Source organism: Yinghuangia seranimata, from assembly GCF_029953285.1.
Lineage (GTDB): Bacteria > Actinomycetota > Actinomycetes > Streptomycetales > Streptomycetaceae > Yinghuangia > Yinghuangia seranimata.
The window spans coordinates 45,627-65,097 of the sequence record NZ_JASAOI010000030.1; the positions used below are offsets into that span (position 1 = coordinate 45,627).

General features: G+C 73.2%; 15 protein-coding genes. 10 read left to right on the forward strand and 5 right to left on the reverse strand.

Translation table 11 applies throughout. The features are described 5' to 3' along the window. Positions 1–178 precede the first annotated feature (178 nt). Together QI554_RS20670 and QI554_RS20675 are read left to right on the forward strand one after the other, a co-directional pair. Positions 179–973 (forward strand): pentapeptide repeat-containing protein, encoded by a 795-nt coding sequence (locus tag QI554_RS20670; protein ID WP_281471634.1) that lies wholly within the window; start codon positions 179–181, stop codon positions 971–973. 128 nt (positions 974–1,101) lie between these two features. Further along, positions 1,102–1,824 (forward strand): APA family fibronectin-binding glycoprotein, encoded by a 723-nt coding sequence (locus QI554_RS20675; RefSeq protein WP_281471635.1) that lies wholly within the window; start codon positions 1,102–1,104, stop codon positions 1,822–1,824. 297 nt (positions 1,825–2,121) lie between these two features. On the opposite strand, the gene QI554_RS20680 is transcribed toward QI554_RS20675, so the two are convergent. Next, positions 2,122–2,832 carry a response regulator gene (locus QI554_RS20680; RefSeq protein ID WP_281471636.1) on the reverse strand — a complete coding sequence of 237 codons (711 nt, stop codon included), beginning with the start codon at positions 2,830–2,832 and terminating at the stop codon, positions 2,122–2,124. A gap of 249 nt (positions 2,833–3,081) precedes the next feature. Between QI554_RS20680 and QI554_RS20685 the strand changes: the two genes are divergently transcribed. The 3 genes from QI554_RS20685 to QI554_RS20695 all read left to right on the forward strand — a co-directional run bounded on the left by QI554_RS20685 (position 3,082) and on the right by QI554_RS20695 (position 6,847). Then, the gene (locus tag QI554_RS20685; protein ID WP_425528015.1) at positions 3,082–4,272 is read left to right on the forward strand and encodes an RNA-guided endonuclease InsQ/TnpB family protein; all 1,191 of its coding nucleotides are present in this window, start codon (positions 3,082–3,084) and stop codon (positions 4,270–4,272) included. A gap of 430 nt (positions 4,273–4,702) precedes the next feature. Continuing rightward, on the forward strand, positions 4,703–5,491 hold the full coding sequence (locus tag QI554_RS20690) for a ferritin-like domain-containing protein (protein WP_281471637.1): 789 nt from the start codon (positions 4,703–4,705) through the stop codon (positions 5,489–5,491). Positions 5,492–5,608: 117 nt separating this feature from the next. After that, positions 5,609–6,847, forward strand: coding sequence for a beta propeller repeat protein (locus QI554_RS20695; RefSeq protein WP_281471638.1), 1,239 nt, complete (start codon positions 5,609–5,611; stop codon positions 6,845–6,847). A gap of 230 nt (positions 6,848–7,077) precedes the next feature. Here QI554_RS20695 and QI554_RS20700 read toward each other — a convergent pair whose 3' ends face one another. Continuing rightward, positions 7,078–8,112: a helix-turn-helix domain-containing protein gene (locus QI554_RS20700; protein WP_281471640.1), complete on the reverse strand. Its 1,035-nt coding sequence runs from the start codon at positions 8,110–8,112 to the stop codon at positions 7,078–7,080. 58 nt (positions 8,113–8,170) lie between these two features. Between QI554_RS20700 and QI554_RS20705 the strand changes: the two genes are divergently transcribed. Further along, a complete protein-coding gene (locus QI554_RS20705) occupies positions 8,171–9,424 on the forward strand; it encodes an MFS transporter (protein ID WP_281471642.1) in 1,254 nt (417 codons plus the stop codon). Positions 9,425–9,501: 77 nt separating this feature from the next. Beyond that, a complete protein-coding gene (locus tag QI554_RS20710; RefSeq protein ID WP_281471643.1) occupies positions 9,502–11,691 on the forward strand; it encodes an outer membrane protein assembly factor BamB family protein in 2,190 nt (729 codons plus the stop codon). 11 nt (positions 11,692–11,702) lie between these two features. Here QI554_RS20710 and QI554_RS20715 read toward each other — a convergent pair whose 3' ends face one another. After that, the gene (locus tag QI554_RS20715) at positions 11,703–12,599 is read right to left on the reverse strand and encodes an alpha/beta hydrolase (RefSeq protein WP_281471644.1); all 897 of its coding nucleotides are present in this window, start codon (positions 12,597–12,599) and stop codon (positions 11,703–11,705) included. Positions 12,600–12,932: 333 nt separating this feature from the next. Between QI554_RS20715 and QI554_RS20720 the strand changes: the two genes are divergently transcribed. Then, positions 12,933–14,627, forward strand: coding sequence for a long-chain-fatty-acid--CoA ligase (locus QI554_RS20720; protein ID WP_281471645.1), 1,695 nt, complete (start codon positions 12,933–12,935; stop codon positions 14,625–14,627). Here QI554_RS20720 and rarD read toward each other — a convergent pair. Continuing rightward, the gene (rarD, locus tag QI554_RS20725) at positions 14,551–15,582 is read right to left on the reverse strand and encodes an EamA family transporter RarD (RefSeq protein ID WP_281471684.1); all 1,032 of its coding nucleotides are present in this window, start codon (positions 15,580–15,582) and stop codon (positions 14,551–14,553) included. The genes QI554_RS20720 and rarD overlap by 77 nt on opposite strands. Before the next feature lie 288 nt (positions 15,583–15,870). On the opposite strand from rarD, the gene QI554_RS20730 reads away from it, so the two are divergent. Then, positions 15,871–17,478, forward strand: a complete 1,608-nt coding sequence (locus QI554_RS20730) for an ABC transporter substrate-binding protein (RefSeq protein WP_281471646.1) — start codon at positions 15,871–15,873, stop codon at positions 17,476–17,478. Between the two features lie 108 nt (positions 17,479–17,586). Here QI554_RS20730 and QI554_RS20735 read toward each other — a convergent pair whose 3' ends face one another. Further along, positions 17,587–18,291: a PaaI family thioesterase gene (locus QI554_RS20735; protein ID WP_281471647.1), complete on the reverse strand. Its 705-nt coding sequence runs from the start codon at positions 18,289–18,291 to the stop codon at positions 17,587–17,589. 145 nt (positions 18,292–18,436) lie between these two features. Between QI554_RS20735 and QI554_RS20740 the strand changes: the two genes are divergently transcribed. Then, a complete protein-coding gene (locus QI554_RS20740; RefSeq protein WP_281471648.1) occupies positions 18,437–19,297 on the forward strand; it encodes a MaoC/PaaZ C-terminal domain-containing protein in 861 nt (286 codons plus the stop codon). Positions 19,298–19,471: the final 174 nt, after the last annotated feature.

A 19,471-nucleotide genomic window follows, 5' to 3' on the forward strand; every position in this document is an offset into this window, starting at 1 on the left:
TGCGGGTGCTGATAACCGGCCCGTGTGGGGAGGGCCTGACGGCGACGCCCGCGCCGTAGACTTGCGCCGGTGGCGGCCCTGTGCGGCCCGCCGCCGCCGAAGACTCTGAACCAAGAAAGCCCCCACTGTGCGCCCCGACGCTGCTGACCGCCGATCCCTGCCCCTGCTCGGACCGGAGTTGAGGGGCGACTGCGCGGCCTGCTTCGGGCTGTGCTGCGTCGCGCTGCCGTTCTCGGCCGGGAACGACTTCGCGGTCGACAAGCCCGCCGGCAAGCCGTGCGCCAACCTCACCGCCGAGCACCGGTGCGGAGTCCACGACCGGCTGCGGAACAAGGGCTTCCCGGGCTGCACGGTGTACGACTGCTTCGGCGCCGGCCAGAAGACGTCGCAGGTGACGTTCGGCGGCCGGGACTGGCGGGGCGACCAGAAGACCGCACGTGCGATGTTCGCGGCCTTCCCGGTCATGAAGCAGCTCCACGAGCTGCTGTGGTACCTCACGCAGGCCCTCGGCCTGAAGCCCGCCCGCGCGCTGTCGGGCGAGCTGCGGGCGCTCCGCGACGAGATCGCGGCACTGACCGACCTCGGCCCCGACGACCTGGCCCGGGTCGACGTCAACGCGCGCCGGGCGGCGGTCGGCGAACTGCTGCTCCAGGCCAGCGCGCTCGCCCGCGCCACGCACGGGCGCGGCAAGGGCAAGAACCGCCGCGGCGCCGACCTGATCGGCCGGAAGCTGGCGGGTGCCGACCTGCGCGAGGCGGATCTGCGCGGCGCGCTGCTGATAGCCGCGCAGCTGACGGGCGCCGACCTGCGGGGAGCGGACCTCCTCGGCGCCGACCTGCGTGACGCCGACCTGTCCGGCGCCGACCTCACCGGCGCGCTGTTCCTCACCCAGCCGCAGGTCAGCGCGGCGCGCGGCGACGCCAGGACCCGGCTGCCGCAGGGCTTCGACCGGCCCGCGCACTGGTCGGCCTGAGCCCTGCCCGCCCCGGCCCGAGGCCGGTGGTCCGTACCTGAGTACGTGTACTCTGCCGCGCCGCGGCAACCCTCCCTACGTTGGTCGCCCAGATCGCGCGACCGACGGGACGGGTAGGGAGCACGGGCATGACAGGTCGAAGAGGGGGAGCCGCCAGGACGGGCGCGGCCGCCGCGGCGCTCACGGTGGCACTGCTCGCCGCGGGCTGCGGTGACGGGTCCACGTCCACCGGCGGCACACCGGGGTCCTCGCCCGGGACCGGGAGCGGGGCCGCGAGCGGAGGCGCGCCCGGCGCCGGGTCCGGCGGGTTGACCGGCGCGGGCACGCACGAGATCAACGACTCCACAGCGCACGTGCGTTACTCGGTGCCCGGCGAGTGGACGCAGTCCAAGAACCTGCTCACGTACTTCACCTCGGGCGCGAGCACGGCCCCGGCGGAGTCGGACCCGAACGCGTCCGCGAAGCCCAAGCCGACCGCCTCCGGGTCCGAAGACGACCAGGCGATGTTCCTCGTCGGCGTCCTCGACGCGAAGATGTTCGCGTCCCAGGAGCGCGACACGAAGGCGGCCGCGCACGCGCTCGCCAAGCAGTACGCCGAGTTCTTCTACCCGGACGACGCCAAGGACCAGGTCAAGGACGACCACGCGGTCAAGGTCGACGGCCACGACGGCTGGTACACCGACCTCGAATGCGTCCCCGACGACGCCAAGGACACGCCGTTCCGGTTCCGCGTCACCGTCGTCACGGTGACCGGCGGCACGCCCGTCTACACACTCGGCGTCGCCAAGTCCGGGGCGGGCAAGCGGCTGGACGAGCTCGACAGGATCGGCCGCACGCTGCGGATCGGCTGAGCGGGTCGACGCAGGCTCGGCCTCCAACTCCGCCACGTCCTATGAACCAACGGCAGCCCCCTCGCCGCCCCCGCCCCGCGACGCGGCGGCGCCCGACGCGCACTAGTACGCGTCGCGGAGGACACGCGTCGAGGGGCCGCACGCTGTACGAGCGTTGGACAGGGCTTCGCGCGTTCTGCGGGGGTCTCGGCCGAGCACGTGGTCTCTTCCGCCGGGTCCTGCCGCTGGCTGGATATTGCCGCTGCGCCCGGGCGGCGCTCCCACACGCGCGTGATCGGGCGGCGTCCGGCCGGCGGGTCAGCGCCCGCCGCTGCCCGCGTCCCCGCGCGCGTGACCGTGCTCCCACGCCCACGCGGCGATGCCGACGCGGTTCCGGGCCGCGACCTTCGCCTGGATGTTCGCGACGTGCGTCTTCGCGGTGCCCGCGCTGATGAACAGCTCGGTGGCGATCTCGGCGTTGGTCAGCCCCTGCGCGACCAGCACCGCGATCTCCAACTCCCGCTCGGTGAGCGGGTGGGGCGGCCGTGTGCCGGGCGTGGCGGCCGGTGCGGGCGTCGGCGCGGGTGCCGAACCCGGGGCCGGGGTGGGGCCGTTCAGCGCGCTCAGCAGCCGTACGGTCAGCTGCGGGCTGATGAGCGTGTCGCCCGCCATCGCGGCGCGGACGCCCTCGATCAGCAGCGTCGGGCCCGAGCGCTTGAGCAGGAACCCGCAGGCGCCGGCGCGCAGCGCGGTGTGCACGTACTCGTCGAGGTCGAACGTCGTGACCACGACGACCCGCGTCGTCGGCGCGAGGACACGGGTGAGTTCGAGCCCGTCCATGCCCGGCATGCGGATGTCGGTGAGCACGACGTCGGGCCGGAGTTCGCGGGCGAGGGCGAGCGCGGTGGTGCCGTCCGGGGCCTCGCCGACGACGGTCATGTCCGGCTGCGAGTCGAGGATCAGCCGGAACCCGCCGCGGATCTCGGGCTGGTCGTCGGCGACGAGGATGCGCGTGGTCACCGCGGTCATCGTGCCACCACCGGGAACCGGGCGGTCACCCGCCATCCGCCGGGCGCGTGCGAAGCGTCGGAGAGGGCACCGCTGGAGAGCGTGCCGCCCGCGGCGGTGACCGCCTCGCGCAGCCCCGCGAGCCCGTGCCCGCCGGAGTGGCCGGTACTTCGTCGCAGGACCGGGTGCGCACGAACCACGGAAGCACTGCGCCTGTCTGTTCTGATCTTCCGCATATGAGCTGTCAACCAACTACATATGCTGACTGTCATGCAACTGCGTTACGCCTTCCGGATCGAGCCGACCCCAGGCCAACGCGATGCGCTGGCGCAGGCGTTCGGCTGCGCGCGGGTGGTGTTCAACGACGCGCTGCGCATCCGCGAGGAGGCATATGCGCAGGGGCTGCCGTACCCGACGTCAGCGGAGCTGTCCCGGCGGGTGATCACCGAGGCCAAGCGCACCCCGGAACGGGCGTGGCTGGCCGAGGTGTCGGCCGTGGTGTTGCAGCAGTCCCTGCGGGACCTGGATGCCGCGTACCGGAACTTCTTCGCCTCCGTCACCAGCACCCGCAAAGGCCCGAGGATCCGGCGCCCCCGCTTCAAGACCCGCCGGGACCACCGGCAGGCGGTCCGGTTCACCGCCAACGCCCACTGGAAGATCACCGGCGAGGGGCGGCTGCGGCTGCCGAAGATCGGCGACATCAAGGTCCGCTGGTCACGGGAACTGCCCTCCGTCCCGTCCACGGTGACCGTGGTCAAGGACACCGCCGGCCGGTACTTCGCCTCGTTCGTCGTGGAGACTGCCCCCGAGAGGGATGTGGCAGCCTGGCCCGTCGCGGACGGAGTCCAGGGCGTCGACCTGGGCCTTACCCACTTCGCCGTCCTGGCGGACGGGACGCGGGTCTCCTCGTCCCGGTTCCTGCGCCGGGCGGAGAAGAAGCTGCGGAAGCGGCAGCGCGAGCTGTCGCGCAAGGACAAGGGGTCGCGTAACCGGGACAAGGCCCGTGTCCGCGTGGCCCGCGCGCACGTGCGGGTGGCGGACGCGCGCAAGGACTTCCATCACCAGCTCTCGACGAAGATCACGCGCGAGAACCAAGCCGTGTTTGTCGAGACCCTGGCGGTGCAAGCACTTGCGCGCACCCGCCTGGCCAAGTCCGTGTACGACGCCGGGTGGTCGCAGTTCGTCGCGATGCTGGAGTACAAGGCCGGCCGGTACGGGCGTGCCTTCGGCCGCGTGGCCCGGGACTTCCCCTCCTCCCAGTTGTGCTCGGACTGCGGCCAGCGCGACGGCCCCAAGCCGCTGGACGTCCGGTCCTGGACCTGCCGCACCTGCGGCGGCGTCCACGACCGGGACGTGAACGCGGCGCGCAACATCAGGAACGAAGGCGTCCGCCTTGCGGCCGCCGCCTCCCAGACCGCACCACCCACCCCCGGACCGGGGGCCCCCGCACACGCGGGGTAAACGCCTGTGGAGCACCGGTAAGACCCCGGGTGATCAGGGCGCGGTGCGACGAAGCAGGAACCCGACCGAAGCCGGTGGCCGCCCCTGCACGGGGCGGCCACCGGCAGACGGAGAATCCCCGGGCTTCAGCCTGAGGAGGAGGTCAATACTGGCTGATGACGGCCGCCTATGCGCCGCTCCTGCTGTGGGGCCCGCTCCTGGGCGTCGCGACCGTGGCGTACTACCGACGGCGGCGTACGTCCAACGTGTGACGCCCTGTGCGCACCGGGCGCCCCCCGGCCAGGCGACGCCGCACACCGGCCCCACGGTGTGCGGCGTGCGCCGCCCCGGCTACCCGCCGTCGGCGCGACACCTACCGAGCGTCCGATTACATTGGGTTTGTTGTTATTCGCGCGATCTGCGTGCGTTCGCGCACGGGGAAGGACGCGCCATGCTCAGCGCGCGCGGCATTCTTCAGGACATCCACGCGGACGACGAGGCGTTCCGGCTCTTCTGCAGCATCGCCGCCAAGGGTGAGAGCCAGGGCGGCTGGGAGAACGCCCGGATCGCCGCACTCGTCGACGACCGGGAGCTCGCCCCGAAGATCGCCCGGCACGGCGCCGACGAGGACAAGCACGGCCGCATCTTCGCCGCCATGCTGCGGCGCCGCGGCCTGGAGGCCGCCGACGTCCCGCCCGAGACCGACTACTGCATGCTCCTCGAGCAGCAGGGCATCGGCCTCGCGCACGCCCGCCTGAGCCGCGACGAGCCCATGACGCGCGACGACATCGTGCGCTACCTCGTGCACAGCCGCGTCACCGAGCAGCGCGCCGCCGAGGACATGCGGCTGCTGCGCCGCTACCTGGGCGACGACCCGGACATCGGCCGCGGGATCAGCATGATCTGCGACGACGAGGAGAACCACCTCGCGTACTGCCACGAGGAGTTGCTCCGCCTGTCGGCCGACGACCCTGCGCGCGCCACGGAGATCCGCTCCGAACTGCGGCGCACCGCACGCGCCGAGATCAAGGTCAACCGCGACGTGAGCCTCGCCGTGATGCGCCGCATGGGCCGGATCCTCAGCTGGTCGCTGCCGCAGCGCGTGCTCATCGCGGCCGGCATCCACGGCGCCTACGCCTACGACCGGCTGTGGGGCACGCGCCGCATGGTCGTGCTGAAGCAGCCCGCGCGCCGCAACGCGATGGGGCCGCGCACCGGGCCGCAGGCGCGCGTCGCCTGACCGTCCGCGACCGCGCCGACGTCGAATCCGCTCCCGCGCGCTTGTTACGCGCGGGAGCGTTCGTCGCGTCTTCCGGACGACGGGGTGATCTCCACCCCGAGTCTGGAGACACCATCCATGACCATCGGATCCCGGCTGCGGCTGTCCCTGCTCGCCGCCGCGTCCGCGCTCGTCGTCGGGGCCGTCCCGGCCGGCGCCGCGACCGTCGCGCCGCCGCCCGCCGCGGGCGACCCCGCAGCCGTCTCGGACGCGGACCTCGCACGGGGCGGCTGGACCGGCGCCAAACTCCCCGAAGGCGCGTGCTCCCTGATGGGCTCGGTGAAGCTCGACGCGCACACCACGTGGGCGACCGGCTTCCGCATCAGCGCCGACGACCGCGGCGTGGACTTCACGCCGACGGTGTACACGCACGACGACCGGCAGGGCGCCGCGTGGCGGGAACTGCCCCTCGCCCCCGGCAGCAAGGGGCGGGCCAACGCGATCGCGGGGACGTCTCCACGGGACGTGTGGGTGGTCGGCGACAACGACCTGCCCGGCGGGCGGATCCAGACCCAGCACTGGAACGGCACCTCCTGGCAGGTGGTCCCGGCCGAACTGTCCGGGGACGCCCTCGGCGGCGGCCTCCTCAGCGTGGACGCGGTCAGCTCCGACGACGTGTGGGCGGCCGGCTGGGCGCAGGTCGTCGACCAGCGCATCCCGGACCCCGACGGCGGACCGACGCAGATCGTCGACCACGACGAGGGCATCGTCCGGCACTGGGACGGCCGCACCTGGACGCAGATGAACCTGCCCAAGCCGTACGCGAGTTGGGGGCTGAACGCGATCAGCGCGAGCGGTCCGAACGACGTGTGGGCGGTCGGCAACGGCTACGGCGATGACGACAAGCCCGTCGCCCTGCACTACGACGGGCACACCTGGCAGGCCTTGCCCACGCCCCGGTTCACCGGTCTGTGGGCCGAGTTCAACAGCGTCGTCGCGAACAGCCCGCGCGACGTCTGGGCCGTCGGCCGCACCGTCGTCGACGAAAAGGACCGCGGCCACGCCCTGGTCATGCACTGGGACGGTCGCACCTGGACCCAGGTCCAGGCCCCGGCCGACGCGGGCAAACTGACCGGCGTCGCAGCGGTTCCGGGCGGCGTGGTCGCCGTCGGCTCCACCCTGTCCCGCGACAGCGGCTACGCCCTCCGCGTCACCGGCACGCACGCCGCCTCGCTGAACTTCCCCGCAACCAGCGAAGGCACCGAGTACACCCCGTGGTCGGTGGCCGCCGACGGCCACGAGGTCCGCGTCTCGGGCGCGTACGGCCTCGCCAAGCAGGACGTCCCGATGCCGATGCTCCTGACCACCCGCGTGTAACCCGACGAGCAGGTCACGCGGGCGGCGGCTGGTGTCATCCGCCCGCCGCCCGCGTGACCGGTCCACAGTCCGCACCGCGGTGCTCACCCGCAGCCCGCTCGGGCAGCCCGACCCCCGACCCCCGGCCCGACATGCGCCTGCTGTGCGTGGGCCTCTGCGGGTTGAGGCGAGTGGCAGTCCCGCCCGTCAGTCGAACGGTTGCTCGACCTCGGCGGCGGCCTTCATCCGATTCAGGGGTCCAACTCTGCGGTATTCTGGGACAGTTCGCGCAGCCCTTCGGCGTCGGGTTGTGCGCCGATCAGGACGTCCCCGGCGGTGGTCCGGTAGTACAGGACCGAGCGGCCCGCGCGGCGGCGTTCTATGAGGCCTGCGTCCAGCAGGACCTTAAGGTGGCGGCCCACCGAGCCCAGGCCCTGGTCGGTCACGGCCACCAGCTGGGTCGTGCTCAGCGGGGTGGCGAGGAGTGCGAGGACGTCGGCGCGGGCGCGGCCGAGCAGGCGGCCGAGGCTTGCGGGTGCCCGGGCGTCGTCGACGTGCGCGAGGGGGCCCGCGCACGGGTAGAAGACCGCGTAGCGGCGCGCCGGGACGGCGTGGTCCCAGGCGACCCAGAACTGCCGCATGGTGACCGGCACGAAGAGCAGTTCGGCGCCCGGGTCGACCGCGCGCGGCGGGTAGTCGTACGCGTTGACCTGCAACCGGCCCGCCCCCAGCCACCGCATGCCGGGCCGCATGTCGGCGACGGCCGCCGCCCAGCCGCCGCGACCCAGCAGGTCGATGCGTCCGACCGCCTCGGCCTCGATCAGCCGCCTGCGGCGCGGCCAGTACGGCTCCACGGTGTGCGTCCACACCCACTGGAGCAGGTCCGCCGCGCGCCGGGCCAGGTCGTCGCGTCCGGCCAGCGGCGGGCGGAGCGGGCCGCCGTTCGACACCTCGAGGTCGGCCCGCGCCTCGGCCGGCGGAAGGGCCCGGACCCGCGCGAACTCGTCCGCGAGCGTGGCCTCGTCGTCGCCCCGCAGCGGCGGGCGGGTCAGGAAGTCCGCGATCCACCCGCGGCCCACCGCCGCGCGCATCATGGCGGCGGTGACCGGCTCGTCGGCGAGGAGCGCGTCGTAGGCGGGGGCGTGGGTGTCGAGCCAGCCCCGTTCGCCGGGGTGCGCCGGGTCGCGCTTGTGCAGCGCGAGCAGGCACGCGGTCGTCTCCGCGTACGCCGACACCACGAACCGGCTCCCGGCGAGCGTGTCCGTGTCGAGCTGCCACCACCCCATGTTTCGCCTCCCCGCGAAACATTATGGCGCTCGGATTCCGGGACCGAGACTCCCGGACATGCGCACCTATCGGGAACTGTTCACGACACCGGAGTTCAGACCGTTGTTCGGCGCGTCCGCGGCGCACAACGCGGCCGCGACGGTCGGCGGGCTCGCCATCGGCACGCTGGTCTTCGACTCGACCGGCTCGCCGCTGCTCGCCGCGCTGGCCATGTTCGGCCCGTCGCTCGCCCAGGTGCTGGGCGCGATGGTGCTGCTCTCGGCCGCCGACCGGATGCCCCCGCGTGGGGCGCTCACGGGGATCGCGGCCCTGTTCGCGGCGTCCCAGGTGGTGATCGCCCTGCCAGGGCTGCCCGTGGGCGCCGTGTTCGCGATCGTCGTCCTGCTCAGCCCGGTCGCGGCGCTCGGCGGCGGCGTGCGCTACGGGCTGATGACCGAGGTCCTGCCGCGCGACGGCTATCTGCTCGGGCGTTCGGTGCTCAACATGGCCAACGGCGTGATGCAGATCGTCGGCTTCGCGGTGGGCGGTGTCCTGGTGGCGGTGCTGTCGCCGCGCGGCACACTGCTGGTCGCCGCCGGGCTGTACGCGGTGTCCGCGCTCGCCTCCCGCTTCGGGCTCGCCGCGCGCCCCGCGCGGGCCTCGGGCCGCGCCTCGGCCGCGCAGACCTGGAGCGACAACCGCCGGCTGTGGGCGTCGCGCGAACGCCGCTATGTGTACCTGGCGTTGTGGGTGCCCAACGGCCTCATCGTCGGCTGCGAGGCACTGTTCATCCCGTACTCGGCGTCGGACGCCGGCCTGCTGTTCGCCTTCTGCGCTGTCGGAATGCTGGCCGGCGACACCGTGGCCGGGCGGTTCGTCCCGTCGTACTGGCGCGCCCGGTTGGAGGCGCCGATGCGGCTGCTTCTGGCCGTTCCGTACCTGGCGTTCGTCCTGCGGCCGCCGCTGCCCGTCGCGCTCGTACTGGTCGCCGTCGCGTCGGTGGGCTACTCGGCCACGCTGATGCTCCAGGAGCGCCTGATCGCCCTCACCCCCGACGAACTCAGCGGCCACGCCCTCGGACTGCACACGTCGGGCATGGTCACGATGCAGGGCGTGGGCGCCGCGCTCGCCGGCGGCGTCGCCCAGGTGACCTCGCCCGCGACCGGGATGACGGTGATGGCCGTCGCGTCGATCGCGGTCACCGCGGCCCTGGTCCCCGGACTGCGGCCGACGCGTACCGTGGTGTCCGAGAGCCGTCCCGCGGCGGCCGCCGAGGTCGTCGGGGACGCCGTGACCGGACCGGCGGAACGGCCGGAAACCGTCGACCGCTGAGCGCGTACCGTACCGTGCCCGGACATTCGGGAAACCGGCCGGATGTGCCCGGGCCGCGACTCGGCTAGCGTCTTCGCATGCGAGAGCTGGAACCGGGCGATCCACACCGGCTGGGCGACCACGAAGTGGTCGGGATACTCGGCACGGGAGGGTTCGGCCGGGTCTACGTCGCCCGCGCGCCGCACGACCGGCGGGTGACGATCAAGCTCGCGCACCCGCACCTGCTGCGCACGGACCCGCACTTCGCGGACCGGTTCGCCGACGCGATGACCGACCTGTCGCGGGTGCGCAACCTCGGCGCGGGCCGCATCGTGCAGTGGGACGCGCAGGACATCCGGCCCTGGTACGCGCGCCGCTACGTGCCGGGCGCGTCGCTGACCCAACTGTTGGCGGTCTGCGGCACGTTGCCGCTGGTGGCCGCGCTGCGCATCGTGGCCGGCGCGGCACGCGGCGTCGCGGCGATGCACGACGCCGAGCTGCCGCACGGGGGTGTCACGCCCGGGAACGTGCTCGTGACGGGAAGCAGCGCGCAGCTCGTCGACGGCGGTCTGGCACGCATGTTCACGCCGAAGCCCGCGGGCCTGGCGGAGGATCCGCCGGTCGGGGCGCTGTGGGTGCCGCTGGCCGGACCGGCGCTGCAGCCGCCCGAACGGGAGGACGGGACACGCCAGGCCGACCTGTACGGGCTCGGCGTGCTGCTAGTGCTCGCGTTGACCGGGCGCGTGCCGTCCGGCGCCGACGACCTCGACGGCGTGCCGTCCGTGATCGCGCCGCTGGCCGCCGCGCTCCTGGGGGCGGACGCGGCGGCGCGTCCCCAAGCGGCTGAGGTCGAGGCCGAGTTGGAGGCGGTGGCCGCGGCGGAGCGGCCGGACGTCGCGAGCCCGGACTTCGCCGCCGGGCTGCCCAAGCCGGCCCGCCGCGTGATCGCGCAGTACGCCCGTCCGCTGGCGGGCTACGGCGGCGACGTGCCGACCGACGCCGAAGTCGCCGCGTTCGGTGCCCGGGTGGTCGCGGCGCGCCGCACGCTGGACGCGCAGTCCGACGCGGAGCCGTCGCCCGCCCGGCAGTCCGTGCCCCGGGGGCGCGGTCGTGCGGCCGCGCAGGAGACGGTCGCCCGCACGCTGTGGAAGCAGCGGCTCCCCGGCGTGCGCGCGCTGTCGGCCGCCGAGGGACGGCTGTTCGCGGGCGGCGAGGCGCTCACCGCGCTCGACGGGCGGACCGGGCAGGTGCTGTGGAGCAAGCCCGGCTGGCGGCTGGTCGCCGAGCCCGCCGAGGGCCAGGCGTACTGCGCGCAGGGCACCCGCATCGCCCGGGTCGACGCCGCGACCGGTGCCGAGCTGTGGCGTGCCGACGTGGCCGCCGCACGCGGCCTGTGGGCGCGCGGCACGAGCCGGCTCTCGCGCGCCGAACGGGCGTTCCGCCTGCACGCGGTGAACGCGCCGGTGCCGGGCGGCCTGACCGCCGTCGGCGGGCACAGCGAGCTGTTCGGCCTCGACCCGGAGACCGGCGCCGTGCTGTGGCACCGCAGGGAGCCGCGCCGAAGCGTGTTCACGCGCGACGGGGCGGGGGCCGTGTACCTGAGCGGCGACGGGCGCGAGCCGGTGCGGGCGCTCGACCCCGAGACCGGCGAACTGATGTGGCGGGACGACGCGGAGGACTCGATCGTCACCTCCGTCGACCGCGGGTTCGTGCTGTGCGCCCGCTTCCGGGCGACGACGGCGGAGGTCGCGCACTACGTCGTGCGGGCGGCGGGCACCGGCAAGCTGCTGTGCCGCGACGAGCGCCCCGGCGACTTCGCCGTATTGGACGACAGCGTGCTGTACATCCTCGGCGGCGGCCAGCTGCGCTCGCTGTGCCCCGCCTCCGGCGCGGAACGCTGGGCGCTGCCGTGGCGCGGCGGACCGTCCGGCATGGCCGTGGCGTCCGCGGGCGGCGAGGCCTACCTGCGCGGCGACGACCGGCGGGTGCACGGAATCGACCTGGTCGACGGCACCGTGCGGTGGGTCAGCGACCCGGTTCCCGCCGAGCGGCAGCGCGACCCGGTCGGCGGCATGCTCGACCGGACGCTGCCGATCCTGGTCGGGGGCGACATGGTGTGCGTGCGCTCCCACGGCGACCCGGCGCTCACCGTCCTGGACCGCGCCACGGGCGCGGAACGGTGGCGCTGGCGCGGCGCGTTGAGCTCGCTGACGATGGTCGACCCGGCGATCGCGGCGCCGTACGTCTATGTGCCGGACGGCGACGAGGTGCGGGCGCTCACGCTGTAGCGGCGGGCCGCTCAGCGGGGCAGCGCCGCGTCCAGGCTCTTCGCCAGGTCGTGGAGCGCCTCGTCGGCCGCCGGGAGCCGGCCGGCGAGCACCTGGAAGTCGTGCCACAGGTCCGGGTATTCGGTGTGCTCGACGGTCACCCCGAACTCCCGGGCGCGTTCGGCGAACGCGGCGCCCTGCGGGGCGAGGATGTCGTCCGTGCCGTTCTGCACGATCGTCGTCGGCAGACCGGACAGGTCGGCGAAGCACGCGGGTGCGAGCTCCTCGCGGTCCGCGCCGCCCGCGTACCGGCCGGCGCAGCGGGTGAGCCACGCGGTCCGCAGCACCGGGTCGCGGTGGTAGATCGGCTCGTACGGCCAGGCCCGCAGCGGGTCCAGCCACGGCGAGACGAGCACGAGCGCGTCGGGCCGCCGCCCGCCGGACGATGCCTGCTCGAGCGCGACGCTCAGCGCCAACCCGCCGCCGGCCGAGTCGCCGGCCAGCACCATCGGCGTGTCCGCGGGGGTGTCGGCGGAGAGTGCGCACCACGCGGCCCGCGCGTCGTCGAGGGCCGCAGGGTAGGGGTGTTCGGGCGCGCGCCGGTAGTCGAGCGAGTAGACGGTGGCGTGCGCGGCACGGGCGAGGTGGGCGGTCCAGCTGAGGTAGGCGCGCGAGGACCCGACCACGTAGCCGCCGCCGTGCAGGTACAGCATGACGCGGCTCGGCACCCGGGGCCCGACGGAGACGCGCCGCGCGGGCACCCCGCCCGGGCTGCGCCGCAGCACGTGCGAACCAGGGGGCAGCGGCTGCGCCTGCGCGTTCATCTCGAGCCAGGCCCGCTGGACGGCCACCGGCACCTGCGGGTGGAGGACCGGGCGCAGACCGTGGCGCACCAGTGCGCGCGCGACGGGAACGGAGAGTTCGGGCACGACGATCCTCCTCGACGGGTGGTACGCGCGCGGGCGGGCGGACCCGGGCGGGTGCAGCCCGCGCGGTGCGCCGTGACCCCTACACCTCTTGACCTTTCCTACGGTGGCACTGCGGTGACCGCCGCACCAGGGCCGTACGGGCGTGGTCCGGCCGCCTCAGGGGCCGGTCGCGTCCGGCGCCCGCGGCCCCGTGTCCGGCGTCGATCTTCACATGTCCCGGGGACCCCACTACCTTGCGCAGGGCACGTGCAGGGCACGTGCGGGGCAGCAGGGCAAGGCAGTCGGGCAGGGGTACCACAGTCGACGTCCGTCGACCGAACGAGCGGAGCGCGCATGGCCGGCCGGTGGAGTGTCTCAGTCAACGACCTGGTCCGGCGGCGCGCCGGCGACCCGTCCGTCGCTCTGCGGTACGAGGACCGCTCGTGGACGTGGGACGAGCACGTCGCGCTGTCCGCGCAGCGCGCCGCGTTCCTGGCGGACCAGCGCGACCCCGGGCGGCCGTTCCACGTCGGCGTGCTGCTGGAGAACGTCCCGGAGTTCTCCTTCCTGCTGGCCGCGGCCGCGGTGTCGGGCGCGGTGGTGGTCGGCCTCAACCCGACCCGGCAGGGCGGCGAGCTGGCGCGCGACGTCGAGCACACGGGCTGCACGATGCTGATCACCGGTGCCGCGCACGCCGCGCAACTGCGTGACGCGTTGCCGGACTTCCCCGCCGAGCGGGTGTGGAACGTCGACGAGCCCGGCTGGGCGGAGGCGCTCGCGCCGTACGCGGGCGCCGCGCTGCCCGAAGCCGAGCCGACGTTGGACGACCCGTTCATGCTGATCCTGACGTCGGGCACCACCGGCCACCCGAAGGCCGTCGTGTGCTCGCAGGGCAAGATCGCCACGCAGGGCATGAGCGTCGTGGGGATGCAGCGGCTGACCGGCGAGGACGTCGCGTACTGCGCCATGCCGCTGTTCCACTCGAACGCGATGATCACCTGCTGGGCGCCCGCCGTCGCGGCCGGGGCGTCGCTGGTGCTGCGCCGCCGGTTCTCCGCGTCGGGGTTCCTGCCGGACGTGCGCGCCTACGGGGTGACGTACGCGAACTACGTGGGCAAGCCGCTGTCGTACATCCTGGCGACCCCCGAGCTGCCGGACGACGCCGACAACCCGCTGACCCGGGTGTTCGGCAACGAGGGCGGCCCGCAGGACGTCGAGCGGTTCGCGCGCCGGTTCGGCTGCACGGTGCGCGACGGTTTCGGCTCGACCGAGGGCGGCCTGTCGTTCACGCCGGTGGCCGACATGCCGTCGGGCGCGCTGGGCAAGCCCAACGGGAACATCCGGATCCTGGACCCGGAGACCCGCGAGGAGTGCCCGCCGGGCCGGTTCGACGCGTCCGGGCGGCTGCTGAACGCCGACGAGGCGGTCGGCGAACTGGTCAACCTGGACGGCGCGGGCGCGTTCGAGGGCTACTGGAACAACGACGCGGCGACCGCCGACCGGCTGCGCGAGGGCTGGTACTGGAGCGGCGACCTGGCGTACCGCGACGCGGACGGCCTGGTGTTCTTCGCGGGCCGCAGCGGCGAGTGGGTGCGGGTCGGCGGCGAGAACTTCGGGTCGGCGCCGGTCGCGCGGATCCTGGCGCGGCATCCGGACGTCGTGCTCGCGGCGGTGTACGGGGTCCCGGACGAGGCGGCCGGCGACCAGGCGATGGCCGCGGTGGTGCTGCGCGACGGTGCCGAGTTCGACCCGGCCGGGTTCGCCGCGTGGCAGGCCGACCAGCCGGACCTGTCGCCGACGTGGCGTCCGCGCTACGTGCGCGTGGCGCGCGAACTGCCGCACACGCAGACCAACAAGGTGCTGACGCGGGTGCTGGCCCGGCAGGCCTGGTACGGCGACCCGGAGGGCGCGGACACGCTGTGGGTGCGGCCGGGCAAGGACGGAGCCTACGAGCCGCTCACCGAGGCCGAGGTCAAGGCGTTGGAGAACCGGTTCGCGGAGCACGGGCGGGCGCACGTGCTGGATCTGCTGGTTCGGCCGGGAGCGTAGCCGGGGGAGCCGGGGCCGACGAGGACGCCGTCGTCGCCGCCGCCTCGCGCGCGTCGGCGACGGCGCGCCGGGTGCGGCGGGACTGCGCCAGCGCGTCCGCGCTGAGTACGACGAGGGCGGTCCAGATGAGGCCGAAGCCGATCCAGCGCGAGGTCGGCATGGCCTCGTGGTAGATCCACACGCCGACGGAGAACTGCAGGATCGGGCCGAGGTACTGCAGCATGCCGATGGTGGACAGCGGCACGCGTACGGCGGCGGCGCCGAAGCACAGCAGGGGTATCGCGGTGACCACGCCGGTGCCCATCAGCAGCAGCGTGTGGCCGGCCGACACGGTGCCCAGCGTGCCCTCGCCGGTCCACGACAGGTAGACGAGGTAGCCGGCGGCGGGCAGGAACATCACGGCGGTCTCGGCGGTCAGCGACTCGGTGGGCGCGAGGCCGACGGTCTTCTTGACGTAGCCGTAGATGGTGAAGCTGGTGGCGAGGACGAGGGCGAGCCACGGCAGTCGTCCGTACGCGACGGTCAGCACGAGGACCGCGGCGATGCCGAGCCCGACGGCGATCCACTGGGCGCCGCGCAGGCGTTCGCCGAGCACCAGTACGCCGATCATGATGAACGCGAGCGGGTTGATGAAGTAGCCGAGCGACGTCTCGACGACCTGGTCGGTGTTGACGCCCCAGATGTACAGGCCCCAGTTGGTGGTGATGACCACGCCGGCGAGCACGATCTTGGCGAGCCGGGCGGGGTTGCGCAGCAGCTCACGGATCCACGACCAGCGGCGCAGCACCGCGAGCACGAGCACCATGAAGACCAGCGACCACACCATCCGGTGCGCGAGGATCTCGACCGCGCCGGCGGGCTTGAGGTGCGGCCAGTACAGGGGGAACAGGCCCCACATGATGTACGCCGCGACACCCAGCCACAGTCCGCGGCGCTGTTCCGCCGCTCCTCGCAAATCGCCCACGGGGGGACCCTAATCGCCGGTTCCACCGGGTGTCCCGGTCCAATTCGCCGCCGGTGGCCTGGACCACTGGGGCAGCGCGCGGGGCGGCGCGGGACCGGACCACATCCGGGCGTTTGCCTTCCGGTTGTCATCTGCACTGCTACTCCGGGTAAACGGTCAACCCGTGCCGGGGCAAAGGTTCATGACGCGAAATCGTTATGTGACGATCCGTCAGATCGCTGGGCGATCGTTGCTAGGTTGACCGAATCCACCAATCTCGGTTGCCCGCCAGGAGCAGTTTTGCGCCACGAACGAGTCCGCACCCACCGCCGGTTCGCCGCGGTCGCCGGTGCCGTCACCATCGCCCTCGCCGTGACCGCGTGCGGCGGTGGCGGCAAGACCGACAAGAAGTCCGACGCCTCCCCGGCCGGCGCCACCGGTGCCCCGGGCAGCAGCGGCGACCTCACCGTCCTCATCACGCAGGAGACCCGCGGCATCGACCCCGCGGTCTCCACCATCTCGTCGCTCAACGGCGGCACCCAGGCCGCCGCGGTCTTCGACGTGCTGTTCTGGATCGACCCGAAGACCGGCAAGGCCGTCCCGCAGCTCGCGGAGGGCGCGACCTCCGACGCGGAGGGCAAGGTCTGGACGATCAAGCTGCGCCCCGACGTGAAGTTCACCGACGGCACCCCGCTCGACGCGGAGGCGGTCAAGTTCAACTGGGAGCGCCACCAGAACCCGGACAACAAGTCCGTCGCGTTCGCCGCCGCCAAGGGCCTGACGTTCGAGGCGGTGGACGCCACCACGCTCAAGGTCACGCTGGCCGCGCCGAACATGGCCTTCGACAAGCTGATCGCGCACAACCTCGCGTTCATCGGCTCGCCGACCGCGATCAAGGCCGACCCCAAGGGCTTCATGGCCAAGCCGGTCGGCGCCGGCCCGTTCAAGGTCAAGTCGTGGGTGCGTGACTCGGCGCTGACGCTCGAGCGCAACACCGCCTACTGGGCCAAGGACAAGCCGCTGCTCAGCCAGGTGACGTTCAAGCCGGTCATGGACCAGACGCAGCGCCTGAACGCGCTGTCCGCCGGCCAGGCCGACCTGGTCACCACGGCCAACTTCAAGATGGTCGCCGAGGCCAAGGACAAGGGCCTGACAGTCGCCTACGACGAGAAGAACGGCGGCTTCATGACCATGTTCAAGACGGACAAGCCGCCGTTCGACGACCCGCGCGCCCGCCGCGCGTACGCGCTGATCATGGACCCGGCGGACCGCGCCGCGAAGATCCAGGGCCCCGACGGCGCCGGCCAGACGCTGAAGACGTTCCTGATGCCGTCCTCGCCGTTCGTCGACCCGACCGCGGTCATGCCGTCGAACAACAAGGTCGAGGCGCAGGCGCTGCTCGACCAGCTGGCCGCCGAGGGCAAGCCGCTGAAGTTCACGTACACCACGAACAGCAGCGCGGCCGCGCACGCCGGTGCCGAGTACTGGCAGGCGCAGACCAAGGGCATGAAGAACATCGAGATGAACCTCGAGTTCCTCGACGGCTCGTCGTACGCGACGAAGGTGATGATCCAGAAGGACTTCCAGGCCGCCGAGTTCGCGGTGACCTTCGACGACCCGGAGCCGGTCCTCTACAACGTGCTCGACTCCAAGGGCGCGGAGAACCGCACGGGCTACAGCAACCCGAAGGTCGACGAGGCGCTGGACAAGGCCCGCAACTCGACCGACGAGGCGGTGCGCAAGGCCGCGTACGCGACCGTGCAGCAGGAGCTCGTGAAGGACCTGCCGTTCTTCTCCTACGAGAAGTCGTTCGCGGCCGCGGTGCAGGGCAAGAAGGGCAAGATCGAGGGGCTGACGCTCTTCGAGGACGGCCTGATCCTGTTCGACCGGGTGAGCGTCAAGAGCTGACCCGGTCCCAGGGCCGAAGGCGTCGAGGGCCCCGCGCGGCGTGCCGCGCGGGGCCCCGCGTCGTGCCCCGGCCTCCGCGCCGCGGGCCGTCCGGGGTGCCGCCCCGGGTCACACCGAGCGGGCCCGGATGAACAGCCCCTCCGCGTCCGCGACCAGCACGCCGCCCGCGTACGAACGGGCCTCGACCCACGCCTTGCGGCCCTCGACGCGGACGACCTCGGCCTCGTAGTCGACGCGCTCGTGCAGCGGCGTCCCGCGGCGCATCCGCACGGTGAGGTAGGCGGTCATTCCGAGCGCGCCCGCGCCGGACTGCGCGACGCCCATCACCTCGTCGAACGCGGCCGCGACGTAGCCGCCGTGCACGCGCCCGTTGGGGCCCTCGTACGCCTCCCCGAACACCGCGTGCGCGCGGATCACCGGCCCGTCCGCGGCCAGCTCCATCGGCGGCGCCAGCGGGTTGGCGGCGCCCACGAACGGGCTGCGCTCGTGCAGCTGGATGTCGGCGAGGGAGGGTGTGCGATCTCTCAGCGAGGGCATCGCGGCGATCCGGGCTGCCAAATCTGATACCTCGTCAGCTACGCTGCCGAGAGCGTCCGCGTCGCCTTCCGGGTCGATGGTCTTGGCCGCCTCAATCAGGCGGCGGGTGGCCTCGGCCAGGCGGTGGCGGGCGGCGCGTCCCGCGCTGTCCGGGTCCGGGCGCGGCGTCCAGGTGCCGCGCAGCTCCGCCAGGACGTCCGCGGGCACCTCCGGCACCCCGGGGGCCCACGCGGGCGGTTCGTCGTTCGCGGCGGGCAGCGGTTCGAGCGTGGACATGGCGCCCCCAGGTGCGGTGTCGGTCACAGACGCGGTCGATCGAGGCCCGATCATTGCAGCAAAAAGGAAACAAGTTCTAGTTTGTGAGCGCCGCGGAACACCCGCGCGGCACGGACTCGACGACCACACCCAGGGAGGAGACGTCATGCCCATCGACGTCGCAGTGGCCACCGGTGCAGAGCCCCGCAAGGGCGAGATCAGCTGGACGCACAAGGATGTGATCCTCTACCACCTGGGCGTCGGCGCGGGCACCCCGGCGACCGGCGCCGACGAGCTGCGCTACACGTACGAGAAGAACCTCCAGGTGCTGCCGACGTTCGCGACCGTCGCGGGCACCAAGGTCGGCGGCAGCCTGTCCGCGCTGCCGGGCATCGACATCAACCTCCGCGCCGTGCTGCACGGCGGCCAGGAAGTGATCATCCACAACCCGCTGCCGGCCAAGGCCAAGAACATCCAGGCCACCAGCCGCGTCGCCGACGTGTACGACAAGGGCAAGGCGGCGGTCATCGTCCTGGAGTCCTCGGCGACGCTGGAGGACGGCACGCCGCTGTACGACTCGCGCGCCGAGATCTTCGTGCGCGGCGAGGGCGGCTTCGGCGGCGACCGCGGCCCGACGACCAAGATCGACGTGCCGGAGCGCGAGGCCGACCACACCGTCGACGTGAAGACCCGCGAGGACCAGGCGCTGCTGTACCGCCTGTCCGGCGACTGGAACCCGCTGCACGCGGACCCGGACTTCGCGAAGGCGGCGGGCTTCGACACCCCGATCCTGCACGGCCTGTGCTCGTACGGCCTGACCCTGAAGGCGGTCGTCGACACGGTGCTCGGCGGCGACGTGACCCGCGTCAAGCGCTACCGCACCAAGTTCGCGGGCATCTTCTTCCCGGGCGAGACCATGCGCGTGCGCGTGTGGGACGAGGGCGGCTCGCTGATCGTCCAGACGTCGTCGGTCGAGCGCGACGACGCGGTTGTGTTGTCGGACACGGTGGTCGAGTACACCAGCTGAACCCGAGCCGACCCCACGGTCGGTCGAAACAGTCGGCGGCGGGCCCGGTTTGCACGTATTTGTGCAGGCCGGGCCCGTCTCTTTGTCGCCCGAGCGCGCTCCGGGCGGTCCGGACTCCTTCACCGTGCGCGGCCGGGCGTATAGCTTGACCCTGTCATCGACCTTGTCGAAAAC